Origin of the sequence: Stenotrophomonas sp. WED208, assembly GCF_040984485.1 — a bacterium.
In the GTDB taxonomy this organism is placed as follows: domain Bacteria; phylum Pseudomonadota; class Gammaproteobacteria; order Xanthomonadales; family Xanthomonadaceae; genus Stenotrophomonas; species Stenotrophomonas riyadhensis.
Genome location: NZ_JAZARB010000001.1, coordinates 3,566,095 through 3,592,581 on the forward strand (window position 1 = coordinate 3,566,095; position 26,487 = coordinate 3,592,581).

At 67.1% G+C, this 26,487-nt stretch carries 31 protein-coding genes; 21 read left to right on the plus strand and 10 right to left on the minus strand.

The features are described 5' to 3' along the window. Positions 1-62: 62 nt before the first annotated feature. The 14 genes from VPH47_RS16130 to VPH47_RS16195 all read left to right on the plus strand — a co-directional run bounded on the left by VPH47_RS16130 (position 63) and on the right by VPH47_RS16195 (position 11,482). Positions 63-611, plus strand: a complete 549-nt coding sequence (locus VPH47_RS16130) for an HAD family hydrolase (protein ID WP_164162976.1) — start codon at positions 63-65, stop codon at positions 609-611. Then, complete coding sequence (gene lptC, locus VPH47_RS16135; RefSeq protein WP_368851253.1) at positions 608-1,183, plus strand: LPS export ABC transporter periplasmic protein LptC; 576 nt, start codon at positions 608-610, stop codon at positions 1,181-1,183. The genes VPH47_RS16130 and lptC overlap by 4 nt, the downstream gene beginning before the upstream one ends. Positions 1,184-1,287: 104 nt before the next feature. Continuing rightward, positions 1,288-1,839: a lipopolysaccharide transport periplasmic protein LptA gene (gene lptA, locus VPH47_RS16140; protein WP_248859507.1), complete on the plus strand. Its 552-nt coding sequence runs from the start codon at positions 1,288-1,290 to the stop codon at positions 1,837-1,839. Further along, on the plus strand, positions 1,839-2,558 hold the full coding sequence (gene lptB, locus VPH47_RS16145) for an LPS export ABC transporter ATP-binding protein (protein WP_010483646.1): 720 nt from the start codon (positions 1,839-1,841) through the stop codon (positions 2,556-2,558). Before lptA ends, lptB begins: the two co-directional genes overlap by 1 nt. A gap of 39 nt (positions 2,559-2,597) precedes the next feature. Next, positions 2,598-4,019 carry an RNA polymerase factor sigma-54 gene (locus VPH47_RS16150; RefSeq protein WP_197611344.1) on the plus strand — a complete coding sequence of 474 codons (1,422 nt, stop codon included), beginning with the start codon at positions 2,598-2,600 and terminating at the stop codon, positions 4,017-4,019. Between the two features lie 58 nt (positions 4,020-4,077). After that, positions 4,078-4,395 carry a ribosome-associated translation inhibitor RaiA gene (gene raiA / locus VPH47_RS16155; protein WP_004147311.1) on the plus strand — a complete coding sequence of 106 codons (318 nt, stop codon included), beginning with the start codon at positions 4,078-4,080 and terminating at the stop codon, positions 4,393-4,395. A 21-nt stretch (positions 4,396-4,416) separates the two neighbouring features. Beyond that, on the plus strand, positions 4,417-4,869 hold the full coding sequence (locus tag VPH47_RS16160; protein ID WP_368851254.1) for a PTS sugar transporter subunit IIA: 453 nt from the start codon (positions 4,417-4,419) through the stop codon (positions 4,867-4,869). Further along, entirely contained in the window at positions 4,866-5,816 is a 951-nt protein-coding gene (hprK, locus tag VPH47_RS16165; RefSeq protein ID WP_005408388.1) for an HPr(Ser) kinase/phosphatase, read from the plus strand. Before VPH47_RS16160 ends, hprK begins: the two co-directional genes overlap by 4 nt. A gap of 27 nt (positions 5,817-5,843) precedes the next feature. After that, positions 5,844-6,728 carry an RNase adapter RapZ gene (gene rapZ, locus VPH47_RS16170; protein ID WP_153856467.1) on the plus strand — a complete coding sequence of 295 codons (885 nt, stop codon included), beginning with the start codon at positions 5,844-5,846 and terminating at the stop codon, positions 6,726-6,728. A 441-nt stretch (positions 6,729-7,169) separates the two neighbouring features. Next, entirely contained in the window at positions 7,170-7,562 is a 393-nt protein-coding gene (locus VPH47_RS16175) for a PTS sugar transporter subunit IIA (RefSeq protein WP_010483657.1), read from the plus strand. Further along, positions 7,555-7,824, plus strand: coding sequence for an HPr family phosphocarrier protein (locus VPH47_RS16180; RefSeq protein ID WP_046983647.1), 270 nt, complete (start codon positions 7,555-7,557; stop codon positions 7,822-7,824). Before VPH47_RS16175 ends, VPH47_RS16180 begins: the two co-directional genes overlap by 8 nt. A 2-nt stretch (positions 7,825-7,826) precedes the next feature. Continuing rightward, positions 7,827-9,596, plus strand: coding sequence for a phosphoenolpyruvate--protein phosphotransferase (ptsP, locus tag VPH47_RS16185; protein ID WP_164162768.1), 1,770 nt, complete (start codon positions 7,827-7,829; stop codon positions 9,594-9,596). A 194-nt stretch (positions 9,597-9,790) separates the two neighbouring features. Further along, positions 9,791-11,152 (plus strand): magnesium transporter, encoded by a 1,362-nt coding sequence (mgtE, locus tag VPH47_RS16190; RefSeq protein WP_110711405.1) that lies wholly within the window; start codon positions 9,791-9,793, stop codon positions 11,150-11,152. Between the two features lie 63 nt (positions 11,153-11,215). After that, on the plus strand, positions 11,216-11,482 hold the full coding sequence (locus VPH47_RS16195) for a hypothetical protein (protein ID WP_110711404.1): 267 nt from the start codon (positions 11,216-11,218) through the stop codon (positions 11,480-11,482). 10 nt (positions 11,483-11,492) lie between these two features. Here VPH47_RS16195 and VPH47_RS16200 read toward each other — a convergent pair whose 3' ends face one another. Beyond that, the gene (locus tag VPH47_RS16200; RefSeq protein ID WP_153856469.1) at positions 11,493-12,383 is read right to left on the minus strand and encodes a hypothetical protein; all 891 of its coding nucleotides are present in this window, start codon (positions 12,381-12,383) and stop codon (positions 11,493-11,495) included. Between the two features lie 154 nt (positions 12,384-12,537). Between VPH47_RS16200 and VPH47_RS16205 the strand changes: the two genes are divergently transcribed. Both VPH47_RS16205 and VPH47_RS16210 read left to right on the plus strand, forming a co-directional pair. Beyond that, on the plus strand, positions 12,538-13,353 hold the full coding sequence (locus tag VPH47_RS16205; RefSeq protein WP_110714271.1) for a prolyl oligopeptidase family serine peptidase: 816 nt from the start codon (positions 12,538-12,540) through the stop codon (positions 13,351-13,353). Between the two features lie 137 nt (positions 13,354-13,490). Next, positions 13,491-13,982, plus strand: coding sequence for a transposase (locus VPH47_RS16210; protein ID WP_368851255.1), 492 nt, complete (start codon positions 13,491-13,493; stop codon positions 13,980-13,982). Between the two features lie 91 nt (positions 13,983-14,073). Here VPH47_RS16210 and VPH47_RS16215 read toward each other — a convergent pair whose 3' ends face one another. Genes VPH47_RS16215 through VPH47_RS16225 form a run of 3 tightly spaced genes read right to left on the minus strand, consistent with a single transcriptional unit; the run spans position 14,074 to position 16,094 of the window. Next, a complete protein-coding gene (locus tag VPH47_RS16215; RefSeq protein ID WP_368851256.1) occupies positions 14,074-15,024 on the minus strand; it encodes an aspartate carbamoyltransferase catalytic subunit in 951 nt (316 codons plus the stop codon). A gap of 16 nt (positions 15,025-15,040) precedes the next feature. Next, entirely contained in the window at positions 15,041-15,535 is a 495-nt protein-coding gene (ruvX, locus tag VPH47_RS16220) for a Holliday junction resolvase RuvX (protein WP_368851257.1), read from the minus strand. Then, positions 15,528-16,094, minus strand: a complete 567-nt coding sequence (locus VPH47_RS16225) for a YqgE/AlgH family protein (RefSeq protein WP_014036231.1) — start codon at positions 16,092-16,094, stop codon at positions 15,528-15,530. Before VPH47_RS16225 ends, ruvX begins: the two co-directional genes overlap by 8 nt. A gap of 91 nt (positions 16,095-16,185) precedes the next feature. Between VPH47_RS16225 and VPH47_RS16230 the strand changes: the two genes are divergently transcribed. Both VPH47_RS16230 and VPH47_RS16235 read left to right on the plus strand, forming a co-directional pair. Continuing rightward, positions 16,186-17,973, plus strand: a complete 1,788-nt coding sequence (locus VPH47_RS16230; RefSeq protein WP_368851258.1) for a DUF4153 domain-containing protein — start codon at positions 16,186-16,188, stop codon at positions 17,971-17,973. Next, the gene (locus VPH47_RS16235) at positions 17,970-18,512 is read left to right on the plus strand and encodes a DNA-3-methyladenine glycosylase I (protein ID WP_368851259.1); all 543 of its coding nucleotides are present in this window, start codon (positions 17,970-17,972) and stop codon (positions 18,510-18,512) included. The genes VPH47_RS16230 and VPH47_RS16235 overlap by 4 nt, the downstream gene beginning before the upstream one ends. Before the next feature lie 73 nt (positions 18,513-18,585). Here VPH47_RS16235 and VPH47_RS16240 read toward each other — a convergent pair whose 3' ends face one another. The 3 genes from VPH47_RS16240 to VPH47_RS16250 form a co-directional block, all read right to left on the minus strand. Beyond that, entirely contained in the window at positions 18,586-19,293 is a 708-nt protein-coding gene (locus tag VPH47_RS16240; protein WP_032130182.1) for a YitT family protein, read from the minus strand. A gap of 93 nt (positions 19,294-19,386) precedes the next feature. Continuing rightward, positions 19,387-19,836, minus strand: coding sequence for a GNAT family N-acetyltransferase (locus VPH47_RS16245; RefSeq protein WP_368851260.1), 450 nt, complete (start codon positions 19,834-19,836; stop codon positions 19,387-19,389). Positions 19,837-19,931: 95 nt separating this feature from the next. Further along, positions 19,932-20,144 (minus strand): DUF4287 domain-containing protein, encoded by a 213-nt coding sequence (locus VPH47_RS16250; protein ID WP_005408372.1) that lies wholly within the window; start codon positions 20,142-20,144, stop codon positions 19,932-19,934. A gap of 302 nt (positions 20,145-20,446) precedes the next feature. Here VPH47_RS16250 and VPH47_RS16255 point away from each other — a divergent pair, with 302 nt between their 5' ends. Next, positions 20,447-21,346: a LysR family transcriptional regulator gene (locus VPH47_RS16255; protein WP_110711393.1), complete on the plus strand. Its 900-nt coding sequence runs from the start codon at positions 20,447-20,449 to the stop codon at positions 21,344-21,346. A gap of 66 nt (positions 21,347-21,412) precedes the next feature. Here the strand turns inward: VPH47_RS16255 and VPH47_RS16260 are convergent, their stop codons facing one another. From VPH47_RS16260 to VPH47_RS16270, 3 genes are all read right to left on the minus strand, one after another. Then, the gene (locus tag VPH47_RS16260; protein ID WP_368851261.1) at positions 21,413-22,396 is read right to left on the minus strand and encodes an aldo/keto reductase; all 984 of its coding nucleotides are present in this window, start codon (positions 22,394-22,396) and stop codon (positions 21,413-21,415) included. Positions 22,397-22,576: 180 nt separating this feature from the next. Further along, entirely contained in the window at positions 22,577-23,719 is a 1,143-nt protein-coding gene (locus tag VPH47_RS16265) for a PilT/PilU family type 4a pilus ATPase (protein ID WP_006422552.1), read from the minus strand. A 99-nt stretch (positions 23,720-23,818) separates the two neighbouring features. Beyond that, positions 23,819-24,856, minus strand: coding sequence for a type IV pilus twitching motility protein PilT (locus tag VPH47_RS16270; RefSeq protein WP_006422551.1), 1,038 nt, complete (start codon positions 24,854-24,856; stop codon positions 23,819-23,821). Positions 24,857-24,943: 87 nt separating this feature from the next. Between VPH47_RS16270 and VPH47_RS16275 the strand changes: the two genes are divergently transcribed. Continuing rightward, on the plus strand, positions 24,944-25,621 hold the full coding sequence (locus VPH47_RS16275) for a YggS family pyridoxal phosphate-dependent enzyme (protein ID WP_180854085.1): 678 nt from the start codon (positions 24,944-24,946) through the stop codon (positions 25,619-25,621). An 18-nt stretch (positions 25,622-25,639) separates the two neighbouring features. Then, entirely contained in the window at positions 25,640-26,461 is an 822-nt protein-coding gene (gene proC / locus VPH47_RS16280) for a pyrroline-5-carboxylate reductase (RefSeq protein ID WP_368851262.1), read from the plus strand. The last annotated feature ends 26 nt before the right edge of the window (positions 26,462-26,487 follow it).

A 26,487-nucleotide genomic window follows, 5' to 3' on the forward strand; every position in this document is an offset into this window, starting at 1 on the left:
CAGTCCATAGACCCCATTCAGTCTGTAACGCCGCACCCGCCCCCAACGAGCCTGCCGCCCTGATGCCCTGGTCCCCCCTGCCCGCCTTCCCCGCCCACCTGCATGCCGCCGCGGCCCGTATCCGCCTGGCCTGCTTCGACGTGGACGGCACCCTCACCGACGGTCGGCTGTACTACGACAAGGACGGCAACGAGAGCAAGGCGTACTTCGTGCAGGACGGTCTGGGCCTGAAACTGCTGCAGCAGCACGGTATCCACCCCGTACTGATCACCGCGCGCAACAGCCAGTCGGCGCTCAAGCGCGGCGCCGACCTCGGCATCGACACCCAGATTGCCGTGGGCGACAAGCTGGCCAGCGTGCAGGCCCTATGCGCACAGCACGGCATCGGCCTGGAACAGGTGGCGTTCATGGGCGATGACCTGCCCGACCTGGCACCGCTGGGCGCGGTCGGCCTGGCCGTCGCTCCGGCCAATGCCCACCCATGGATTGCAGAGCGCGTGCATTGGCAGACCCGTACCGAGGGCGGACAGGGCGCCGCACGTGAGCTGTGCGACATCCTGCTGGCCGCGCAGGGTCATGTGGATGCGGTGCTGGCGAGGTTCGGCGCATGAACCTGCCCACCGTGAACTGGCGCACCCTGCTCGGCATCGGCCTGCTGCTGGCGGCCCTGCTCAGCAGCTGGGCCGCACTGCGCAACCGCGACAAGGGGCCAGCCAACGGCGGCCAGGAGGTCGGCGTGGACTACATCCTGCACGACTTCCAGATTGTCGCCCTGGATGAGCACGGCAAGGAATCGACCACCCTGCGCGCGCCGCTGCTGGAACGCCAGCGCGGCGACCAGACCATCAACATCGCCACCCCGCTGTTCGAGATGCCGGACAAGGATGGCAGGCACTGGACCCTGCGTGCCGAGACCGGCTGGCTCAGCGCCAAGGGCGACGAGATGAAGCTGCGCGGCAATGTGGCGGGCGACAGCCCGGCCGGCCCCGGCACGGTGCCGACCACCTTCCGCACCGACCACCTGGACGTGTTCCCGAGGGATAACCGCGCCCGCACCGACGCCCTGGTGACCATGACCCGCCCGGGCATGGAACAGTCCGGCGTCGGCTTCGAAGTGGATTCGAAGAACAACACGTATCATTTCCTCAGCCAGTCCAAGGGCCGCTACACGCCCAAACGCTGATTCCGCCGCCAGCCTGCGACGTCTCCGGACAGGCGCAAGGCCGGCAGCCCCACCCTCCCGCCCCCGGCCCGCCCGGGCGGCCCCCACCGGTAGAACGGACCCCGATGAAGATTCCCTTTGCCGCCGTACTCGCGCTCGGTCTTCTTGTCCCCAGCGCCGCCTTCGCCAAGTCCACCGACCGCAACGAAGACATGCACATCGATTCCGGCGCCCAGTCGGGCATGCTCACCGGCGACGGCAAGACAGTGCTGTCGCAGGGCGTGATCATCACCCAGGGCACGCTGGACCTGCGCTCGTCCGAGGCCGAGATCTACCTCAAGGACGGCGAGCCCGTGCGTGCGGTGTTCACCGGCAAGCAGGCCAAGATGAAGCAGCAGCTCGATGATGGCACCTGGATGGACGCGCTGGCCGACCGCATCGACTACGACATCAAGACCGAGATCATCACCCTGACCGGCAACTACAAGGTCACCAGCGCGCGCGGCACCAATGCCGGCCAGCGCATGGTCTACAACACCCGCACCGGCGAAATGAACTCCGGTGGCGACGGCAGCCGCGTGCGCACCGTCATCCCGCCGAAGAACAAGACCCCGGCCGCACCCGCGGCACAGCCCAAGGCCAGCACGCCGGCACCGCCGGCCGGGAGCAAGAAGTAATGCTCGTCGCCAAGGGCCTGCGCAAGAAGTACAAGCAACGCGAAGTCGTCAAGGACTTCGGGCTGACCCTCGACGCCGGTGAAGTGGTCGGCCTGCTCGGCCCCAACGGCGCCGGCAAGACCACCTGCTTCTACATGATCGTCGGCCTGGTTGCCGCTGACGCCGGCAGCATCGTGCTCGACGGCAAGGACATCACCGGCGACCCGATGTATACCCGGGCCAAGCAGGGCGTGGGTTACCTGCCGCAGGAGCCGTCGGTGTTCCGCAAGCTGACCGTGGCCGACAACATCCGCCTGGTGCTGGAGCTGCGCGAGGACCTTGATTCGAAGGGCCGCGAGCGCGAATTGAACAGCCTGCTCGACGAACTGCAGCTGGGCCACGTCGCCGACCAGCTCGGCGCCAGCCTGTCCGGTGGCGAGCGCCGCCGCTGCGAGATCGCCCGTGCCCTGGCCGCGCAGCCGCGCCTGATCCTGCTCGACGAACCGTTCGCCGGTGTCGACCCGATTTCGGTCGGCGAGATCCAGCGCATCGTCACCCATCTCAAGCAACGTGGCATCGGCGTGCTGATCACCGACCACAACGTGCGCGAGACCTTGGGTATCTGCGACCGCGCGTATATCCTCGCCGAGGGCAGCGTGCTGGCCCAGGGTTCGCCGGAAGCGATCCTGGACAACGCCGATGTGCGTCGCGTCTACCTCGGGGATTCCTTCAAGCTGTGAAGCAGTCGCCGGGTCCCTCTCCTTCCTTTCGGCACAGGCATGAAGACTCGGCTGCAGACATCGTTGGGACAGCAGCTGGTGCTGACGCCCCAGCTGCAGCAGGCGATCAAGCTGCTGCAGATGTCGAGCACCGAGCTGGAGCTGGAAATCGCACAGGCGGTGGAGAGCAATCCGCTGCTGGACTGGGCTGACAGCAACGACGGCAGCACCGCCAGCGAAGGCGGCGATGGCAACGACAGCGAAGCTCCCGCAGAACGCACCGATGCCGGCGACGACTGGGCACCGGCCGAACTGGACTGGAGCGCGTCCGGTAGCGGAGGCAGCTTCGACGACGACGACGATATCGGCAGCGCCGCCGAACGCGTGGCCGAAACCGAAACGCTGGCCGACCACCTGCTGTGGCAGTTGCACCTGTCGCATCTTTCCACGCATGACCGCAGCATCGGCGCTGCACTGATCGATGCGCTGGACGACGACGGCTACCTGCGCGAACCGCTGGCCACCATCGCCGAAACCCTGTTGCCGGCGATCCACGCCGACGAGGACGAGATCCTCGCTGTGCTGCATCGCATCCAGCGTTTCGACCCGGTCGGCGTGGCTGCACGCACGCTCGGCGAATGCCTGCAGCTGCAGCTGGATGTGCTGGCCGACGATACACCCGGCCTGGTGCTGGCGCGACAGATTGCCGCAGGCCCGCTGGAACGGCTGCCGCGCAGTGGCGTCGCCGGGCTGGCCCATGAACTGAAACAGCCCTTGGACGAGGTCGAGACGGCGGTCACCCTGCTGCGTTCGCTGGACCCGCGCCCGGGCACGCAGATCGCACCGCTGTCGCCGGACACCTACCTGGTGCCGGATGTGGTGGTGTGGCGGCAGAACGGCGTGTGGCGCGCAGCGCTGGCCGCGCACGCCGGTCCGAAGGTGGTGATCCACCGCGGCTACGAACAGCTGATCCGACGTTGTGGCGATGCCGATGCCGGCTACCTGCGTACCCAGCTGCAGGAAGCGCGCTGGCTGCTGAAAGGACTGCAGCAGCGCGGCGAAACCCTGCTGCGCGTCGTGCGCAGCCTGATCCTGCAGCAGGCCGGTTTCCTTGAGTTCGGCGAGCAGGCACTGCGTCCACTGACCCTGCGCGAGATCGCCGCCGAGCTCGGCCTGCACGAATCCACGGTCTCGCGCGCGATCGCCCGCAAGCACGTGCGTACCCCGCGCGGCACCCTGCCGCTGCGCGCCTTCTTCGCCTCGGGCATCGATACCGAGGGCGGTGGCGAGGCGTCCAGCACGGCCATCCAGGCGATGATCCGGCGCCTGATCGACGACGAGAACCCGCGCAAGCCGCTTTCTGACGCCAAGCTGGCTGACCTGCTCAAATCGTCGGGAATTCCAGTAGCGCGACGCACCGTGGCGAAGTATCGTGAAGCCATGAACATTTCCGCCTCGCACGAAAGGGTCAGAATCGCTTGACGCGCCGCCGCGCCCGGCGGAGAGGTTCATTGGCACATCCGAACACAGGAGAAACCCGATGCGCATCGAAACGTTTGGCAAAGATGTCGAAGTCACCCCGGCCCTGCAGTCCTATGTAGAGGAGAAGCTGGCCCGGATCGGCAAACACTTCGACCAGCACTGCGAAGCGCGGGTGACCCTCAAGCTGCAGAAGACCGAACACCACGTCGACGCCAGCCTCAACATTCCCGGCCAGACCCTGCACGCTGAGGCCAATGCCCAGACCATGTATGCCGCGATCGACCTGCTTGCGGACAAGCTTGACCGTCTGGTGATCAAGCACAAGGAGAAAAAACAGCAGCACGCACCGCTGCCGGTGGGCGACAATGGTGGCTGATCGCCACCGTTCCCCGCAGACATGCCCCTGACTGACCTCCTGGCGGCCGTGCAGACCCAGCTCTGCACGGCCACCGACCGCGACAGCGTCCTGCAGGCCGCCGCCGGGTTGCTGGCCTGCCGCCAGGCCAACGCCGAACAGATCTATCTGAACCTGTGCCAGCGCGAAGCGCTGGGCAGCACCGCGATCGGTCACGGCATCGCCATTCCCCACGGCCGCGCGCCAACCCTGGACCGCCCCCGCGGCGCCCTGCTGCGGTTGGCCACTCCGGTCGACTTCGGCGGCGACGAGCCGGTGGACCTGGTGTTCGCCATGGCCGTCCCCGCCCACTACACCCACCAGCACCTGATGCTGCTGTCCGAGCTGGCCGAGCTGTTCTCGGCGCCGGAGATCCGCCAGGCCCTGCGCGAAGTGGGCGATGCCCGGGCGCTGCGCGAGGCGCTGGACATGACCCCACCTGCGAGTGCCGCATGAATACCAGCATCACCGCCCGTGAACTGTTCGAACAGCAGCGCGAGCGGCTGGGGCTGCGCTGGGCTGCCGGCAAGTCCGGCGAGAAGCGCGAACTGGAGGCCGGCAACACGGTCTCGCGGCGTCCATCGCTGGCTGGTTATCTCAATGCGATCTACCCCAACAAGGTGCAGATCCTGGGCACCGAGGAACTGTCCTGGCTGGATGCACTGGAACCGCGCCAGCGTTGGGAGACCATCGAAAAGATCATGCAGTCGCACCCGCTGGCGCTGGTGCTGACCCGCAACCAGGCCTGCCCGGAAGACCTGCGTGCCGCCGCTGACGAATCCGGCACGCCGCTGTGGCTGTCGCCCAAGCGCGGCCACGAACTGCTCAACCACCTGTCCTACCACCTGGCCCGCACGCTGGCGCCGCGGGTGATCCTGCATGGCGTGTTCATGGAGATCTACTCCATCGGCGTGCTGATCACCGGCGAGGCCGGGTCGGGTAAAAGCGAGCTGGCACTGGAGCTGCTCAGCCGCGGCCACCGCCTGGTCGCCGACGATGCCCCCGAATTCACCCAGATCGCCCCCGACGTGCTCGACGGCACCTGCCCCGAACTGCTGCAGGACCTGCTGGAAGTGCGCGGCCTGGGCGTGCTGAACGTGCGCGAGATGTTCGGCGACACGGCTGTAAAGAAGAACAAGTACCTTCGGCTGATCGTCCACCTGACCAAGCCGATGACCGAACCCACCCCGCATGGCTACGAGCGCCTCACCGGCGATTCGGGCACCCGCCATGTGCTGGACCTGGATGTACCGCTGATCACGCTGCCGGTGATGCCTGGCCGCAACCTGGCCGTGCTGACCGAGGCCGCCACCCGCCTGCACATCCTGCGCACCAAGGGCATCGACCCGGCGGCGATGTTCATCGCCCGTCACAGCAACCTGCTGGAACGGCGAACACCCTGATTCCCCTGCCCTTCGAAGAGCCTGTCCATGAGCACCGCAACCCCCACCGCCCCGACCCTGATCATCGTCAGCGGCCTGTCCGGCTCGGGTAAATCCGTCGCCCTGAAGACCTTCGAGGACCAGGACTACTACTGCTCGGACAACCTGCCGATCCACCTGCTGCCGGACTTCGTGCGCAGCCTGCTGGCCAACCATGACGGCAGCGCGCCGCGCCGGCTGGCGGTGGGCATCGACGTGCGCGGCCAGGCCGACCTGAGCCAACTGGGCGATTGGCGGCAACTCGCCACCGACGCCGGCGTGGAAGTGAAGGTGCTGTTCTTCGAAGCCAGCGACGAGGCGGTGCTCAAGCGCTACGCCGACACCCGCCGCCGCCATCCGTTGAGCCAGCTGGGCCTGTCACTGCCCGAAGCGATCGCCCGCGAGCGTGAATTGACCGCGCCGCTGCGCCGCGAGGCCGATGCGGTGATCGACACCAGCAACCTCAATGTGCACCAGCTGCGGCGGCGCATCATCACCGAGTTCGCGCTGGACCACGCCACGCGCCTGTCGCTGCTGTTCGAATCGTTCGCCTACAAGCGCGGCGTACCGGCCGAGGCGGACTTCGTGTTCGATGCGCGGGTGCTGCCCAATCCGCACTGGGATCCGGATCTGCGTGCGCTCAGCGGTCGTGAGCCCGGCGTGCGCGACTACCTGGAAGCGCAGCCGGATGTGCAGCGTTACCTGACCCAGCTGATGGATTTCCTCGATACCTGGCTGCCGAAGCTGGGCGATGGCACCCGCAGCTATGTGACCGTGGCGTTCGGCTGCACCGGCGGCAAGCATCGCTCGGTGTTCCTGGCCGAGCGCATGGCGCGGCATGCCCGCGAGATGGGCTGGGAAGACGTGGCGACGTATCACCGCGAACAGGATTGAGGGGGTCGGCCGGGCTGCACCCGGCACCCGCTGGTAGTGCCGGCCGCTGGCCGGCAACAGCAAAAGCAAAAGCAAAAGCCGGCATTCCGTGGGTAGGCGGGGTGGACCAACAAGCGGGGGACGCTGCAAGTACGTCCCTGTAAGCTCGGTCGCCGCATCCATGCGGCTCACGCCCCCGCTTGCTGACCCACCCCGCCTTCGACAGATTCCCGCGATTTGTCGGGACGGCATTCTGTGTTGCTGTTGGTAGGTGTCGACCTTGGTCGACACGGTAGATCCACGCCATGCGTGGATGAATCCCGGTCAGGCATCGAAAAACGCATGGGGTCGGATCCCTTTTCCAGGGGAAAAGGGCTCTGACCCCGGTAACGCTGAATACGGGACACAGTGCCCCTCATCTGCTGCTATCGCCGATTCACCTTGACCTGTTAACGTGCAGTAATGACCTGTGGCATTCTCCTCGTAACACATCCCGGGGTCGGGACCGCCCTGCTTGACGTGGCGACCCGGCTCCTGCGGCAGTTGCCGCTGAAAACCGAAGCTTTCGAAGTACCGTTCGACGCAGACCTGGACGCCCTGCTCCCGCTCGCCTCGGCCGCCCTGCGGCGGGTCGATGGGGGGGAAGGCGTGCTGATCCTGACCGACCTGTACGGCGCCAGCCCCGCCAACCTTGCCGGGCAGCTGGCCCGGCTGGGGACCCCGGTTCGCCGGGTGTCGGCGCTGAGCCTGCCGATGTTGCTGCGGGTGATGAATTATCCGGAACAGGGACTGGATCAACTGCCCGCCACAGCCGCGGCGGGTACCCGTAATGGAGCGATAGTCGACGATGCTTGAACGAGAACTCACCGTCAGCAACCGCCTGGGCCTGCACGCCCGGGCCACCGCCAAGCTGGTGCAGACCCTGGCGCCGTTCCGCTGCAACGTGACCATGGCCGCCAAGGGCCGTGAGATCAACGCCAAGAGCATCATGGGCGTAATGCTGCTGGCCGCTGGCCAGGGCACTCCGGTCACGGTGCGGATCAACGGCGAGGACGAAGCCGCCGCGATGGAGGCGGTGGTCGGCCTGTTCGAACGCCGCTTCGACGAGGACAACTGAGCGTGCCACGCGCACGCGCCGGGCAGCTCGGTTCCGGCCAGCGGCCGGTACAGCTGCTGGCCGGTCATGGTGCGGCCCGTGGCACTGCGATGGGCCGGGCCCGCGTACGCCTGCCGCATGCACTGGAAGTCGCTGAACAACGTGTCGCAACCAGCCAGGTCGAGGCCGAACTGGCCCGCCTGCACCGGGCGGTGGACGCCGCACGCGTGGAAATGCACGAACTGCGGCAGCGCCTGCAGGGTGCATTGAACCAGGAGGCAGGCGAGTTCCTCGACCTGCATGCCCTGCTGCTGGATGATCCCGAGCTGCTGTTCGGGCTGGATGAGCTGATCCGCAGCGGCCCGTACAGCGCCGGCTATGCCTTGCGCCTGCAGCGCGACCGCCTGGCCAAGGTCTTCGATGGCATGGACGATGCCTACCTGAAGAGCCGCATGGACGATCTCGACCACGTGATCGGCCGCATCCACGCCTTCCTGCAGCCCGAACGGCCACCGGCGGTGAAGGGCCTGGCCGGCGAGATCCTGGTCTGCGACAACATCGCCCCGTCCGAGCTGGCGCAACTGCAGGCCCAGGGCGTGGTCGGCATCGTCACTGCCGCCGGCAGCGCGCTGTCGCACAGCGCGATCCTGGCACGCAGCCTGCACCTGCCACTGATCGTCAACGTGCCGCAGCTGCTCAGCCGCATCGCCGATGGCGATGTGCTGATCATCGACGGCGCCGACGGCAGCATCACCGCCAACCCGCAGGCCGACAACCTGCGGGACTACCGCGCCCGGCTGAAAGAACATGCGCGCGAGCAGCGCGAGCTCGGCCGCCTGCGCAGCAAGCCCAGCCGTACCCGCGACCAGGTCGACATCGCCCTGCTGGCCAATGCCGAATCGCTGGAGGATGTGACCCAGGCGCATGCGCTGGGTGCGCAGGGGCTGGGCCTGTACCGCACCGAGTTCCTGTTCCTGCAGCGCAACGAGCTGCCGGACGAAGAGGAACAGTTCCAGACCTACCGCGATGCCGCGTTGGGCATGAGCGGGCGACCGGTCACCATCCGCACGCTCGACCTGGGCGCGGACAAGGCCGACCGCACCGGCCTGACCCTGAGCAATGAAGAGAACCCGGCCCTGGGACTGCGCGGGGTACGCCTGTCGCTGGCACGGCCGAAGGTGGCCGATACCCAGCTGCGCGCGATCCTGCGTGCCTCGGCCTACGGCAAGCTGCGCGTGCTGGTGCCGATGGTCAGCACCCGCGAGGAGCTGCTGGCGGTGCGCCGACGCATGCTCAAGCTGACCGAACAGCTGCGCGGCGAAGGCCACATGGTGTCCGACCATGTGCCGTTGGGTGCGATGATCGAGGTGCCGGCCGCGGCGCTGGCACTGGAGAGCTTCATCGACCTGGTCGACTTCCTGTCGATCGGCACCAACGACCTGGTGCAGTACCTGCTCGCCGCCGACCGCAACAACGAGGCACTGGGCGAGCTGTATTCACCGCTGCATCCGGCCGTGCTGCGGCTGCTGCAGATGGTGATCGAGACCGGCGCGCGGCATCGCATTCCGGTGGCGGTCTGCGGCGAGATGGCAGGCGATGCGCGGATGACCCCACTGCTGCTGGCGCTGGGCCTGACCGAATTCAGCCTGCACCCGGGCACGCTGCTGGAGGTACGCCGTGCGATCCGCGAAGCCGACCTGGGGACACTGCGCGCCCGTGCGCCGAAGCTGCTGTCCGCGCGCGACCGCCGCGCCATCGAACGCTGGCTGGCGCTGGTGGCGGATACGCCCTGAGCGCCAAGGGTAGTGCCGGCCGCTGGCCGGCAACCTCATGGCCTTCGATGGGGACGATTGCCGGCCAGCGGCCGGCACTACCACCACCCGGCGGCTATGCGTTGAAACATCCCCTTGCGATAATGACGCGCTGAACACCCCTGTTGCCGCATCCTTGCCGGGATCGCGGCTTTTCTTATCCCGCGGGAGCTGCGATGGCTGAAGCTGTACGCCACGACAAGACTGCGCGCCAACTGCGGATGCTGTCCGATGCACTGGACAGCGGACGGCTGGGCCCGGTGCGTCGCCTGGTCAACACCCTTGCCCCCGCCGAGATCGGCAACCTGCTCGAGTCGTTGCCGCCCGGCAAGCGCGAGGTGGTGTGGGGCCTGGTCGATCCGGAAGACGACGGCGAGGTCCTGGTCCACGTCGGCGAAGACGTGCGCGAAAGCCTGCTCGCAGACATGGACCCGGACGAGATCATCGCCGCGGTCGAAGACCTGGACATCGACGATCTGGCCGACCTGGTCGAAGACCTGCCAGACACGGTCATCGACGAAGTCCTCAAGTCGATGGACCGCGAGAACCGCGAGCGGCTGGAACAGGTGCTGTCCTACCCCGAGGACAGCGCCGGCCGCCTGATGAATCCGGACGTAGTGACGGTCCGCGCCGACGTCAACGTCGACGTGGTGCTGCGCTACCTGCGCCTGCGCGGCGAGCTGCCCGACCACACCGATCACCTGTTCGTGGTCAGCCGGCGCCACCAGTACCTCGGCCGTGTGTCGCTGGCAGCACTGGTGACCCATGAGGACACCACGCCGATCAACCGCCTGATCGACGACGAGCAGCCGGCCATCGACGTCGGCGAGAGCGACCAGGAGGTCGCGCGGCAGTTCTCCGACCATGACTGGATCTCCGCGCCGGTGGTGGACGAGAACAACATTCTCGTTGGCCGCATCACCATCGATGACGTGGTCGACATCATCCGCGGCCAGGCCGAGCACCAGGCGCTGGGCGCCGCCGGTCTGGACGAGGACGAGGATCTGTTCAGTCCAGTCTGGCGCGCGATGCGCCGCCGCCTGATGTGGCTGTCGGTCAACCTGTGCACGGCTTTCCTGGCTTCCAGCGTGGTCGGCCACTTCGAGGGCACGATCGACAAGCTGGTCGCGCTGGCAGTGCTGATGCCGATCGTGGCCGGCCTCGGCGGCAATGCCGGCACCCAGGTGCTCGCGCTGATGGTGCGCGGCCTGGCGCTGGGCCAGGTCGGTGCCTCCAACGCGCGCACGCTGCTGTGGAAGGAAGTGCGGGTCGCCGCGCTGAACGGCCTGCTGCTCGGCTCGATCCTGGGCCTGATCGTGCTGGCCTGGTTCCACTCGCCAGGGCTGTCGGCAGTGATCGCCATTGCACTGACCTGCAACCTGCTGTTCGCGGCGCTGGCCGGCGTGCTGGTGCCACTCACCCTGAAACGCTTCGGCTTCGATCCGGCGTTGGCCAGTGGCATCTTCCTGACGGCCGTGACCGACTCGATGGGCTTCTTCACCTTCCTCGGCCTGGCCACGCTGGTGCTGCTGCACTGATCCCTGCGGGCGCGGAGCCCTGCGACGCAGGGCTCCGCCCCCCTTCCCTTCCCGGAACATCCCATGGCAACAACGATCGAGAACTATTTCCAGCCCGGCTGGCGCGACCAGCAGCACACCTGCCCGGCCTGCGAATGGAAGGGCAGCTCGCGCGCCATGGTGATGGAGCTGGACGAGGACGCCACCGAGTACGACTGCCCGGTCTGTGAGAATCCACTGCTGGTGGTCCTGCACCCGGACATGGCGCAGGTGCAGGCGGCGGCGGCCGAAGGCAATGCGGAGGCGAAGGAGCAGTTGGACATCATCGCCAGTTTCCCGCGCGCGGACTGACGGCCTGCGCTCAGCGGCGCCCGCGCAGGTCACGTGACCGGATGGCCAGCGCATCGGCCTGCTGCCGCGCCACGACGAGCTCCTCCGGAGACAGTTTCAATCCGAGTGCGGCCTCGACCGAATCCTCGCCGCACAGGCTTGCAGTGCCACACAGCTCATGCAGCAGCACCGAATCCGCGCCACACGGCACACCGGCATCGCAGGCAGCAAGCATCCACGCAGCAGCATCCACATCGGTACCGGCCGGATAGGGCGCCAGCGCCTCATGCACGCCACCCGGGTCGTAGGACAGGCCTTCCGACAAGGCGAGATAGGCCTGGCCATCGTTGCGGGCAAGCGCCTTCTCGATGATCGACACCTGTTCATCCGTGGAAGGCCTCGATGCGCCCTGCAGCATGCCGCCAAAGTAGCGCTCGATGATCTGCGCGGCAAAGTGCCCCTGCTCGGCGGCCCGTCGACGGTAGCGGAACGACGCTTCACCCGCGTCCTGTCGATCGATGCCGTCGCAGCGCTGGGACAGCCAGGCACCACTGCGATACAACGCCGGCCTGCGATCGGGCGGCATGCCCGTGGGTTCGTCCTGGGTTGGATCGAAGAACGAGACGCATTCCCCATAGATGAGGCTGAGCTCATAGCTCGCCTCGGCATCACCTGCGTCGGAACGACTGGCCAGTTCCTGCGCCCGCGGAAGCAACCAGACTGCGGTCTGATAGTCTGCATCGGCCCGGTTCAGCCGCGCCGCCGGGTGCGGAGACTGCGAAGGTGGCGCTCTGCCAGGCTCACTCTGGCTGTCGGAAGCTTCCGGCACGGAATGCGTGCCTGCCTGCAGCCCCTTCCATGTCAATCCCGCGACCAGCACCAGCAGCGCCGCGCAGACCATAATCCCTTTGCCTCGTTCCATGATGTGCGGCTGCGCCACTCCGATAGCTCTCCGCATTCTGCTCCGCGTGTGCCCACTGCGCAAACGATTGCCGATGGGGCCTATTGCGCTGCAGAAGGCATTGGCGCACGAGCGGGGATAGCATGAAAGGGATTCCATGTACTGGGGCTCCGTCATGCTGCGATCGCTTCCCCGCTGGCTGCCACTGCTGTCGCTGATGATGTTGGCCGGTTGCGCCAGCACACCCCACAGCGCGCGCGGCCACTTCGAAGGCCGCGCCGTGAAGGTGGACGGAGAGACCGCCTACTACCAGGTCTTCATTCCGGCCGGAGTGCGGACGGGAGGCCCCGCACACTCCGGCAACAGCACGGGCATCCCGGTGATCCTGTTCCTGCACGGCTCGGGCGAACGCGGCCGGGACGGCGTCAAGCAGACGTATTCGGGACTGGGGCCGTATCTGCGCGAGCACGCCGACTTCCCGGCCCTGGTCGTCTTCCCGCAGGCAGCGAAGCACTCGGAATGGAGCGGCCGCAACAACCGCATGGCCGTGGCTGCGCTGGACGCGACCATCGCCGAATTCGGCGCCGATCCGGCGCGCCAGTACCTGACCGGCATGTCGATGGGCGGCTACGGCAGCTGGAACATTGCGCTGGATGACCCGCACCGCTTTGCCGCGATCGTGCCGGTATGCGGTGCCGTGTTCGCACCGCGCGCGAAGCGGCCGACCCTGTTCGTTGAACAGGTGGCCCAGGAATCCGATCCCTATGCCGCGATCGCCAGGCGACTGCAGCACACCCCCATCTGGATCTTCCACGGCGCGCAGGATGACGTGGTTCCGCCGGATGACGACCGCAGGCTGCACAGCGCATTCCAGGGCACCCACGCACGCGACGTGCGCTACACCGAGTACCCGGAAGGCAATCACAATGCCTGGGACGCCACCTATGCCGACCCGGCGATGTGGGCGTGGCTGTTCGCGCAGAAGCGCTGAGCCGCAGCTCCCGGTAGCTGCCAACCTTGGTTGGCACTGACTGCTCTGGTAGTTGCCAACCTTAGTTGGCACTGGCCTACCCGAATCCAGATCATTCCCCGATGTTCACGGCAAGCAGGCCCGCCCATGCTTGCTCCATGCAGAACACCAGACTCCTGATCGGCCGCCGCTCCAGCGTCGGCCTCAGCTACATCCTCACAACGGTGGTGACAGGCCGCGCGCCGCTGCTCGCCAGCGACGATGTCGCCGCCCTCGTAGTACGGGAGTTCCAGCGACTTGATCAGGAAGGCTTCACCCGCTCGATTGCCTACGTGGTCATGCCCGACCACATCCACTGGCTGGTCGAACTGCGCGCCGGGTCACTGGAAACCGTCATGAAGCGTTTCAAGTCGCGCACAGCCCAGCAGGCAAACCGGTTGCTGGGGCGAGTCGGGCACTTCTGGCAGGCCTGCTATCACGATCATGCGATCCGCTCTGACGAATCGTTGCACCGGCATGCGATGTACCTGATGGGAAATCCGATCAGGGCCGGGCTGACGACGCGGTTGGGGCAATATCCCCATGCATGGTGCGAATGGGAGCTTGGGGCATCATGTGATCTGCCCGATGACATGATCTCCGGTGGATAGTGCCAACCAAGGTTGGCATCTACCAAAGCAGGGCGCGCACGAACCGGGCGGTGAGTGTGTCAACCAAGGTTGACACCTACCAGAGTAGGGGTCAGCCCAGCAGCGTTTCCAGCACGGCCATGCGCACGGCGACGCCGTTGGCGACCTGGCGCAGCACCCACGACTGCGGGCCGTCGGCCACCTCGTCGGTCACTTCCACGCCGCGGTTGATCGGGCCCGGGTGCAGCACCGCGGCATCCTTGCCCGCGCGCGCCAGGCGTTCGTTGGTCAGCCCGTACTGCGCGTGGTACTGCTCCAGCGACGGCACCAGGCCTTCTTCCATGCGCTCGCGCTGCAGGCGCAGCATCATCAGCGCGTCGACGCCTTCCAGCATCGCGTCGAAATCATCGCCGACCACGCAGCCCTTCAGGGTCTCGTCGTCCGGCAGCAGCGACTGCGGGCCACACACGCGGATCTCGCCCACGCCCAGCGTGCGCAGCGCATGCAGGTCGGTGCGGGCCACGCGCGAGTGCTTTACGTCGCCGACGATCACCACCTTCAGCTTCGAGAAATCCGGGCCCTTGGCCTGGCGCAGGGTCAGCATGTCCAGCAAGCCCTGGGTCGGGTGCGAGCTGCGGCCGTCACCGGCATTGATCAGCGCGGTGCCCTCGCCGGCCGCTTCGGCCAGCGCGGCCACGGCGCCATCATCGGGGTGGCGCACCACGAAGCCGCGTACGCCCATCGCTTCCAGGTTGCGCAGCGTGTCACAGGCGGTTTCGCCCTTGCGCGTGGACGAGGTCGAGGCATCGAAGTTCAGCACATCGGCGCCCAGGCGCTGCGCAGCCAGCTGGAACGAGCTGCGGGTGCGCGTGGACGGTTCGAAGAACAGCGTGCACACCGCCGAACCGGCCAGCACGTGGCGCTTGTTGCCGACACGACCGACCGCGGTATCGCGGATCTGCCCTGCCCGGTCGAGCAACTGCAGCAGGGTTTCGCGCGGCAGGCCCTCGAGGGTCAACAGGTGGCGCAGGCGTCCGGAGGCATCGATTTGCTGGGCAGTCATGGCGGGAGTCGTGCAGTCAGGGAATGGGGGTGGCGTCGTCGGGGGACGACAGCCAGCGGTCGATGATCACCGCGGCGGCGACGGCGTCGAGAGCGGCCGCATCGCGGCGGCGCTTGCGCCCTTCGGCGCGCTCGACGGCGAAGCGGCGTGCGGCTTCGACCGAGCTGGAACGCTCGTCGATCATCACCACCGGCAGCTTGAAGCGTTCCCGCAGCTGGCGGGCGAAGCCCTGCGCACGCTTGCGGTTGGGCTGGTCCTGGCCATCCAGGGTCAGCGGGTCGCCGACCACCAGGCCGTCGGGTTTCCATTCCTTGAGCAGGCGTTCGATCGCGGTCCAGTCCGGGCCATTGCCGTGCACGTCGACCACCGCCACCGCGCGCGCATGCGCAGCGAAGGCACTGCCGATGGCCACGCCGATGCGGCGAGAGCCGACGTCGAACCCCAGAACGGTGCCGTCACGGCGGATCGCCGGGGCAGCAGACGCCGGTGCGGGCGCGGTCGGCTCAGACATGGCCGCTGTAATCGGTCAGACGGAACAAGTCCACGCCGATGCGCGAGGCCGCACCCTGCCAGCGCTGCTCCAGCGGCAGCTGGAACACCAGCTCGGCATCGGCCGGCACGGTCAGCCAGCTGTTCTCGGACAGCTCGCTTTCCAGCTGCCCTGCACCCCAACCGGCACAGCCGAGGGTGACCACGGCATTGGCCGGGCCTTCGCCGCGCGCCATCGCTTCGAGGATGTCGCGCGAGGTGGTGAGGTACAGGCCCTCGCCCACGGTCAGGCTGGAATCCCACGCGCGCGCGTCGTCATGGATGACGAAGCCGCGTTCGGGATGCACCGGGCCGCCATTGAGCACCATGCGCGCCTGCAGGTCGCCATCACCGGTGGTGATGTCCATCTGTGCAAGCACTTCACCCAGCGTGTACTCGGAAGGCTGGTTGACCAGCACGCCCATCGCGCCGTTCTCGTCGTGCTGGCAGATCAGCGCGACGCTGCGGGCAAAGGTCGCGTCGAGCAGCGACGGCAGCGCGACGAGCAGGTGATCGGCAAGGGAGGTCGGCGTTACAGGCATGGGCCCATTCTACCTGCTGGGGGCGGGATGGTCGCGCGATGGCGCCGAACCGCGATGGGCTAGGATGGTGCTTTGCCATGGAAGGTCATCGATGCAGTCTTCATCGCCCCTGACCCTGCCGGCACGCAGCGCCATCGTCCTGATCGCCCTGCTGCAGGGTCTGATGCTGTATGCCGCGCAGGAACTGTCCGATGCGTGGCCGTTCCGCGATATCGGCTGGCGCTACTGCTGGTACGCCTGGGTGCTGGCCATTCCCAGCGCGGTGGCATTGAGCCTGGTCGAGCTGGGCCAGCGCCGCCTGTGGCTGCAGGCGGTGCTCGGCTCGGTGGTGGTGCTGGCGCTGGCCGCCTGGATCGGCTGGAACCTCAACGGCGAGACCGCGCTGGATTCGGGCGCGCTGCAGTTCCCGCTGACCGTGGGCATGGCCGTAGCAGTGTTCGTGGCCCTGCCCTGGTGGCAGTTCCAGTTGCAGCACGGGCATTGGCGCGCCAGCTATCCGGAGCTGTTCGAGCGCGCCTGGCAGAACGGCCTGACCCTGGCCCTGGCGGCGCTGTTCACCGGGCTGACCTGGCTGCTGTTGTGGCTGTGGGCGGCGCTGTTCCAACTGCTCGACGTGACCATCTTCCGCGACCTGTTCCGGCAGGACGCGTTCATCGCACTGGCCACCGGCAGCCTGGCCGGGTTCGGCGTGCTGATCGGGCGCACCCAGCACCGCGCGATCCAGATCACCCGCCAGGTGCTGTTCGCGATCTGCCGCGGACTGCTGCCGCTGCTGTCGTTCATCGCCGTGCTATTCGTGCTGAGCCTGCCGCTGACCGGGCTGGAACCGCTGTGGAAGACCCGCTCGGCCGCCAGCCTGCTGCTGGTGCTGTCGCTGCTGCTGGTGACGTTCACCAATGCGGTCTACCAGCAGGGAGAAGACAGCGCTCCCTACCCCCTGCTGCTGCGCCGGCTGGTTGAAGCCAGCCTGCTGGCACTGCCGGTCTACGCCGCACTGGCGCTGTACGCACTGGGCCTGCGCGTGGTGCAGTACGGCTGGACCATGGACCGGTTCTGGGCAGTACTCGTCGCGTTGGCCGTGGCCGGCTATGCCGTGGGTTACGCGCTGGCGGTGCTGCGCCGGCAGAGCCGCTGGTTGCAGATGCTGGAGCCGGTCAACCGATGGATGTGCTGGGCGGTGCTGGCACTGGCCTTGCTGGGCAACTCGCCGCTGCTGGACCCGGTGCGGCTGACCCTGTCCAGCCAGCTGGAGCGGCTGCGCGCGGACCCGCCGGCGATCACCAGCAGCGACGTCAACGTGCTGCGCTTCGATCTTGGGCGCCGTGGCGTGCAGGCGCTGCGCGAGCTGCAGCGTGATCCGGCCATCACCGCCGATGCCAACGCGCCACAGGTGATCGCTGCCGCGCTGGCACGTACCACGCGCTGGGACGACGGACAGCGCCTCGACAAGGGGCCGCAGGACATCGTCGCCCTGCAGCGCACGTTGAAGCTGGCCAAGGGATCCAGCTCGCCGCCGGACGATTGGTGGCAGGCACTGGCCACACGTTCGATCAATGGCGAATCCTGCGCCCAGAGCGAGCGCGACTGCCTGATCGTGCATCGCGACCTGGACGGCGATGGCACCGGCGAAGTGCTGCTGTGCGAGCTGTACACCCACCGTGGCCCGGACTGCGTTCTGTACGCACGTGGCAGGGATGCCCACTGGCGCCGGGCCGGTTCGCTGTTCGGCACCGTCAGCGGCCAGGCCGAGGCGATCAACCAGGCCCTGCGTGATGGCGAACTCACTCTTGTGCCACCGCGTTGGCCGATGCTGTCCATCGGCGGACGCCCCGCGCTGGCCATCGATCCAGAACCCGAATCCAACGAGTCTTCCCCATGAGCGGCTACTGCCTCATCGCCCCGGGCCATCCGGTGCACGACTACTACCACGCCAACGAGTACGGCTTTCCGCAGCGTGACGAGCGCGAGCTGTTCGAGCGGCTGGTGCTGGAAATCAACCAGGCCGGCCTGAGCTGGGAAACGATCCTGAAGAAGCGCGAGGGCTTCCGCGCGGCCTATGACGGCTTCGATGTGGACCGCGTGGCGGCGTATGCCGAGCAGGACATCGAACGCCTGCTGTCGGACGCAGGCATCATCCGCAACCGGCTGAAGGTGCTGGCGGCAATCCACAACGCGCAGGTGATCCAGCAGCTGCGGGCCAACCATGGCAGCTTCGCGGCGTGGCTGGACGCGCACCACCAGCGCAGCAAGGCCGACTGGGTGAAGCTGTTCAAGAAGACGTTCCGCTTCACCGGCGGCGAGATCACCGGCGAGTTCCTGATGAGCCTGGGCTACCTGCCCGGTGCGCATGCCGAGGACTGCCCGGTGCATGCGCGGCTGCTGACGCTGTCACCGCCGTGGTTGCAGGCCTCCCGGTAGCGCCGGCCGCTGGCTGGCAGCCTCGGAACGCCTCAGGTGTTGCCGGCCAGCGGCCGGCACTACCGTCGAATCGTCACACGCCCATGTAGCGGCCCGGGCGGTGGTTGAACATCAGCACCAGGCTGAGCACCACCGCGCCGATGGCCGAGTACAGCACCTTCGACGGCGACAACACGAAGAACGCAGCCACCATCAGGCAGGCGTCGTAGGACATCTGCACCTTGCCCGCGCTCCAGCCGCGGGTGCGCTGCAGGTACACCGCCAGGATGCCGATGCCGCCAAGGCTGGCACGGTGCCGGATGAAGAACAGGATGCCCAGGCCGGACAACGCACCGCCCACGATCGCCGAATACAGCGGGTTGATGTGCGAGAAGTCGATCCAGCGCGGCAGCAGGTCGGTCAGCACGCCACAGGCGGTGACCGCAGCGAAGGTCTTCAGGGTGAATTCCCAGCCCATGCGACGCAGCGCCACCCAGTAGAACGGCAGGTTGACCAGCACGAACACCAGGCCGAAGTTCCAACCCATTGAGTAGTGCAGCAGGAAGGCCATGCCGGCCATGCCGCCGATCATCAGCCCACCCTTGGCGAAGATGGCCAGGCCGAGCGAGGCCACCATCGTGGCCAGCACCATGCCCTGCACGTCCTCGGCGATCGAGTGGCGCAGCGCTTTTTCGTCGGCGGTGGTGCCGGCACTGTCGGGCGGCGGGGTCAGCGGACCGGCGGTGACCAGGTGGCCGTCAGCGTCGTCGCACGGCGCGGGGCCATGGGCGGGAAGGGACATGCGGGTGGGGGAACAGCAGGTGGGGAGCGATATTAGACACGATCTGCATGACAGTTGCAGATGAAATCGTTCAGCTGCGCTCGCCCATTCAGGTTATTCCGGAGGCGTCACCGGCAGCACGGCCAGCATGTCCTCGCCATCATCGTCCATGCCGGTCTCGACGAAACCGAAGCTGCCATAGAAGGCGCCCGCCACCGGATTGTGCGGGTTGTAGCAGATCTCGACCTCGGCCAGGCCGGGCGTATCCCGGATCTGCGCCAGCGCCAGTTCCAGCGCGCGCCGCCCGATGCCACGCCCCTGCCAGCGCTGATCGACCATGAACCGCCAGATCGACGTCCGCTGCGGCGTCTCCGGCACCCACATGAAGAACCCGACCAGCTCGCCATCGGCCTGGATGGCGCGGGTCTGGTAGCCGGGATGGAATGCTGCCTGCACCAGCGACCAGATATTGCCAGCGACGAAGTCCTGCTGCGCCTCGCTGACGTCGAGATCGCATACCGCTTCGTAGTTGTCGGGGGTGATCGCTTCCAGCGTGACCTGCATGAGGGCGTCCTGCCTCGGGATGGACGCCCAGTCTGCCCGACCCTGAAGGCCGTGTGGCGAGGCCCCACACGGCCGTTCAGCGCAGCGTTGCCTGCTCAACCCTTGCCGGCCAGGTGATGCGCCACCAGCGCGTTGGCATGGCCATGGCCCAGCCCATGCTCGCTTTTCAGGAAGCTGACCAGTTCCATGTGTTTCAGGCCCTTCTTGCCCGCCAGCAGCCCGAACCAGTGCGTCACCGGCTGCCCGTAGGTCTTCTCGATGGAGGGGAAGTACGAGGCCGGGCCTTTCGGCTTGGTGTCAGTGCTCATGTGCAGCTCCCGTTGAAGTCATTCATTCGACGAACCACAGTCCCTGAAATCGACATCCCCACACGCCTACACAGAATGAGGTCGGAGCCGTTCCAACAGCTCGCGGGAAATTGTCGAAGGCGGGGCGGCTCAGGTTGCGGGGGCGTGAGCGCCATGGATGGCGCGACCGAGGCTACATGGACGTACTTGCGCCGTCCCCCGCAACCTGAGCCACCCCGCCTCCCACGGGAAGCCAGCTTTTGACGTTGCCATTGACGTTGTTTCGGCAGGTGCCGGGCGCAGCCCGGCCGTATCATCCCGCCATGCCCCGTGAAAACCTCAACGACCTGCAGGCCTTCGTCCACGTCGCCCGCGAAGGCAGCTTCACCAGGGCGGCCGCCCAGCTGGGTGTCTCCCAGTCCGCGCTCAGCCATGCCCTGCGTGGCCTGGAAGAGCGCCTGGGCGTGCGCCTGCTGACCCGGACCACCCGCAGCGTGTCCACCACCGAGGCCGGCGCCCGCCTGCTCAAGACCCTCGCTCCACGCCTGGCCGAGATCGAGGATGAGCTGGCCGCGCTGACGGAGTATCGCGAACGCCCGGCCGGCACCATCCGCATCAACGCCACCGGCCATGCCGCCGAGTACCTTGCCTGGCCGCGGCTGGCGCCATTGCTGCAGCAGTATCCGGACCTGAAGGTGGAACTGACCACCGACTACGGCCTGGCCGATATCGTCGCCGAGCGCTACGACATCGGCATCCGCCTCGGCGAACGCCTGGCCCGCGACATGATCGCCGTGCCGATCAGCCCGCCGCTGCGCATGCGCGTGGTCGGTGCACCCAGCTACTTCCGCCAGCATGTGGTGCCACGGCATCCGCACGACCTGGCCAACCACAACTGCATCACCCTGCGCCTGCCTACGCATGGTGGGCTGATGCCGTGGGATTTCGGCCAGGACGGCAACGAACTGAGCCTGCGCGTGACCGGACAATGGACCTTCAACACCATGGGCATGACCCGTGCTGCCGCGCTGGCCGGCAGCGGGCTGGCCTGGCTGCCGGAGGACCAGGTGCAGCCGATGCTGGACGATGGCCGCCTGCAGTCGGTGCTGGACGACTGGTGCCCGCACTTCGATGGCTACTACGCGTATTACCCGTCGCGCCGCCACGTCACCGTAGCGATGCGCACGGTGCTTGATGCGCTGCGCGGGCCGATGGCGGGATGAGGTGTGCGGACCAACGGTCCGCACCCACCTCGGTCTGCACCCGCCAGAGGCAGGGTGGCCCGGCGGTCAGCCCTTGGCCTGCGCGGCGCGCTGCGCGTTGTAGCGCTCGCCGACGATGGAGATTTCTTCCAACGTCTGCGCGATGCGCTGCAGCTCTTCCGGTGCGAGCTGCAGGTCAGCCGCGCCCAGGTTCTCTTCCAGGCGGTGGACCTTGGTGGTGCCCGGAATCGGCACGATCCACGGCGCCTGCGCCAGCAGCCAGGCCAGCGCCACCTGCGCCGGCGTCGCGCCGCGTGCTGCAGCAATCGTGGCGATGCGATCAACCAGCGCCTGATTGGCGCGGCGGGCTTCCACTTCGAAGCGCGGTACGCTGTTGCGGAAATCGTTGGCGTCGAAGGTGGTGTCGGCGTTGATCGCGCCGGTCAGGAAGCCGCGGCCGAGCGGACTGAACGGCACGAAGCCGATGCCCAGTTCCTGCAGAGTCGGCAGCAGGTCGCGCTCGGGCTCGCGCCACCACAGCGAGTACTCGCTCTGCACGGCAGCAACCGGCTGCACCGCGTGCGCACGGCGCACGGTGGCGGCGCTGGCCTCGGACAGGCCGAAGTGGCCGACCTTGCCTTCGGCGATCAGATCGCGCACGGTGCCGGCCACGTCCTCGATCGGCACGTTCGGGTCGACGCGGTGCTGGTAGAACAGGTCGATATGGTCGGTGCGCAGGCGCTTGAGGCTGGCCTCCGCCACCGCACGGATGTTCTCCGGGCGGCTGTCCAGGCCGGTATCGACGCGCGCATCCTTGAAGCCGAACTTGGTGGCGATCACCAGCCTGTCGCGATACGGCGCCAGCGCCTGGCCGAGCAGGTCTTCGTTGGTGTACGGCCCGTACACCTCGGCGGTATCGAAGAAGGTCACGCCGCGTTCGACCGCCGCGTGCAGCAGGGCAATGCCCTGGTCCTGCTGCACTGGTTGGCCATAGCCATGGCTCAGGCCCATGCAGCCCAGGCCCAGGGCGGAAACCTTCAGGCCACTGCGGCCCAGTTCACGTGTCTGCATCATCGTGCTCCAGAGGGGGAGCGCTGACGATACGCCTGCAAGGGCAACCGATTGAATGGGCAGCGTTGCAGTTGGTCATGACTGGAACTCATCAATACGCGCAGCCGCTCGCCCGTAGGGTCGAGCTTGCTCGGCTCGAAAAGAACAGTCGAGCAAGCTCGACTCTACGGAACACCCAGGTCATCGGATCTCGGAGATCTCCACGCCATCCAGCCCCTGCGACAGGGTGCGCGCGTCGCCGCCCTGGCTGAGCTTGATGCGCAGGCGCACCTCGTTCTGCGAATCGGCGTAGCGCAGCGCGTCCTCGTAGCTGATCTCGCCAGCCTGGTACAGCTCGAACAGGCTCTGGTCGAAGGTCTTCATGCCCAGCTGGACCGAATCCTTCATCACTTCCTTCAGCTTGTGGATCTCGCCGTCGCGGATGTAGTCCTGCACCAGCGGCGTGCCCAGCAGGATCTCCATCGCCACCTTGCGCGAGCGACCATCCGGCGAAGGAATCAGCTGCTGCGCGACCACGCCCTTGAGGTTCAGCGACAGGTCCATCAGCAGCTGGTTGCGGCGGTCTTCCGGGAAGAAGTTGACGATGCGGTCCATCGCCTGGTTGGCGTTGTTGGCATGCAGGGTGCACAGCACCAGGTGGCCGGTTTCGGCGAACGCGATGGCGTGGTCCATGCCTTCGCGGGTACGCACCTCGCCGATCATGATCACGTCCGGCGCCTGGCGCAGGGTGTTCTTCAGGGCCGCTTCCCAGCTGTCGGTATCGATGCCGACTTCGCGCTGGGTGATGATGCAGCCCTCGTGCTTGTGCACGAACTCGATCGGGTCTTCGATGGTGATGATGTGGCCGGTCGAGTTCTGGTTGCGGTAGCCGATCATCGCTGCCAGCGAGGTCGACTTACCGGTACCGGTGGCACCGACGAACAGGATGATGCCGCGCTTGGTCATCGCCAGCGTCTTGATGATCGGCGGCAGGCTCAGCTCTTCCACGGTCGGAATGCGCGTCTCGATGCGACGCAGCACCATGCCGACCTGGTTGCGCTGGTAGAAGCAGCTGACACGGAAGCGGCCGACACCGGACAGGCCGATGGCGAAGTTGCACTCGTGGGTCTTCTCGAATTCCTCGCGCTGCGCCGGGGTCATCACGTTGAGCACCAGGTCGCGGCTCTGCTGCGGCGTGAGCGGGGTCTGCGTGATCGGCGAGATCTTGCCGTTGACCTTCATCGCCGGCGGCATGCCTGCGGTGATGAACAGGTCCGAGGCGCGCTGGTGCGCCATCAGCTTGAGGAACGAAGTGAAATCGATGGTGGTCGCGGTGGTGTTCACGGCGGGCTCCCAATGGGGCATGTACCAGGAAACGGTCGGAGGCGGAAACGGCGCGGGAACGGCGGCGCACTGGCGCACGCCGCCCCGTGGCTGCCCGCCTTACTCGAACAGGCGCTTGTCCTTGGCGTAGTCGCGGGCCTGGTTGCGGGTGATCAGGCTGCGCTTGACCAGGTCCTGCAGGTGCTGGTCCAGGGTCATCATGCCGTACTGCTGGCCGGTCTGGATGGCCGAGTACATCTGCGCCACCTTGTCCTCGCGGATCAGGTTGCGGATGGCCGGGGTGCCGACCATGATTTCCCACGCAGCGGTACGACCACCACCGACCTTCTTCAGCAGCGCCTGCGAGATCACCGCACGCAGCGATTCGGACAGCATCGAACGCACCATCGGCTTTTCGCCGGCCGGGAACACGTCGATGATACGGTCGATGGTCTTGGCCGCCGAGCTGGTGTGCAGGGTGCCGAACACCAGGTGGCCGGTCTCCGCGGCGGTCAGCGCCAGGCGGATGGTTTCCAGGTCGCGCAACTCGCCGACCAGGATGATGTCCGGATCCTCACGCAGCGCCGAGCGCAGCGCTTCGTTGAAGCCATGCGTGTCGCGGTGCACTTCGCGCTGGTTGATCAGGCACTTCTGCGAGGTGTGCACGAATTCGATCGGATCCTCGACGGTGAGGATGTGGCCGTATTCGTTCTTGTTGATGTAGTCGATCATCGCCGCCAGCGTGGTCGACTTGCCCGAGCCGGTCGGGCCGGTCACCAGGATCAGGCCCTGCGGCTGCTGGATCACTTCGCGGAACAGCGGCGGGCAGGCCAGGTCCTCAAGGGTGAGCACCTCGGACGGAATGGTACGGAACACCGCACCGGCGCCGCGGTTCTGGTTGAACGCGTTGACACGGAAGCGCGCCAGCGACGGGATCTCGAAGGAGAAGTCCACTTCGAGGAATTCCTCGTAATCGCGGCGCTGCTTGTCGGACATGATGTCGTACACCAGCGCGTGGACCTGCTTGTGGTCCAGGGCTGGGATGTTGATCCGGCGCACGTCGCCGTCCACGCGGATCATCGGCGGCAGGCCTGCGGACAGATGCAGGTCGGACGCTTTGTTCTTTACGGAAAACGCCAACAGCTCGGCGATATCCATGAGCGGCTACTCCCCAATAACGGCTTCGACTGGAAGGATCTTTCCCCGGGCGGCAGTATAGCCTCCTGATTCAACGGAACGCGTTACGTGGCCACTCCCCTGCCCCAGATCCTGAGCAACCTGCACGCCGCCGCCGAGGCCGCTGGCAGGCCCGATCCACGCCTGCTGGCGGTGTCCAAGACCCAGCCGGCCGAGGCCGTGGCGGCGCTGGCCGCGCAGGGCCAGCACGCCTTCGGCGAGAACTACGTGCAGGAAGCACTGGCCAAGATGCAGGCGCTGCAGCACCTGGCGCTGGAATGGCACCTGATCGGCCACCTGCAGTCGAACAAGGCCGAGGCCGTGGCCAGCCATTTCGACTGGGTGCAGAGCGTGGACCGTCCCAAGCTGGTGACCGCGCTGGCACGCCATCGCCCGGCCACGCGCGGCCCGCTGAACGTACTGATCCAGGTCAACATCGACGATGAATCCAGCAAGCATGGCTGTGCACCGGAAGACGTGGATGCACTGGCCGCCGCGATTGCCGCCGAACCCAGCCTGCGCCTGCGTGGCCTGATGGCGATTCCCGCACCGTGGCCGGAAGCGGAGCGCCGTCGGGATGCATTCGTGCGCATGCGCACACTTTTCCAGTCGCTGGCTGCCCAGCACGCGCAGATCGACACGCTGTCGATGGGCATGAGCAGCGACTACGCCGAAGCCATCGCCGAGGGGGCCACCCTGGTGCGCATCGGCACCGCCCTGTTCGGCGCCCGCCCGCGCCCGGCCTGACTTTCCAAGGAGACTTCCATGGCAGCTGATTCCATCACCTTCATCGGCGGCGGCAACATGGCCCGCAGCCTGATCGCCGGCCTGATCCGCCAGGGCGCGCCTGCCGCACACATCCACGTGGCCGAACCGGTTGCAGCACTGCGCGAGTCGCTGGCCACCGATTTCGGCGTGCAGGTACACGACAACGCCGCCGATGCGGCCGCACAGGGCCGCACCTGGCTGCTGGCGGTGAAGCCGCAGGTGCTGCGCGATGTGTGCCAGTCGCTGCAGGCGCTGGCGCAGGCGAACCGGCCATTGGTGGTGTCGATCGCCGCCGGCATCACCAGCGCGCAGCTGGAACGCTGGCTGGGTGGCAGCCTGGCGGTGGTGCGCGCGATGCCCAACACCCCCGCCCTGCTCGGCGCCGGCGTGACCGGCCTGTATGCCACGCCATCGGTGGATGCACAGCAGCACGCGCGCGCCGAACAGGTGCTGGCCAGTGCCGGGCGCACGGTGTGGATCGACAGCGAATCGCTGATGGATTCGGTCACTGCGGTGTCCGGCAGCGGCCCCGCCTACGTATTCCTGCTGGCAGAAGCGATGGAAGCGGCGGGGATCGCCCAGGGCCTGCCGGCCGACGCTGCGCGTGCGCTGGTGGTGCAGACCCTGCTGGGCGCCTCGCGCATGCTTGATGAGGCCGGTGAAAGCCCGGCCGAGCTGCGCCGTCGCGTGACCTCGCCGAACGGCACCACCCAGGCCGCGATCGAGAGCTTCCAGGCCGGTGGTTTCGAGGCGCTGGTGGACACCGCGCTGCGCGCCGCGCAGGTGCGCGGGCAGGAGTTGTCTGCGGCGAATGATTGACCTCCTGGGGTCAGATCTCTTTGCCG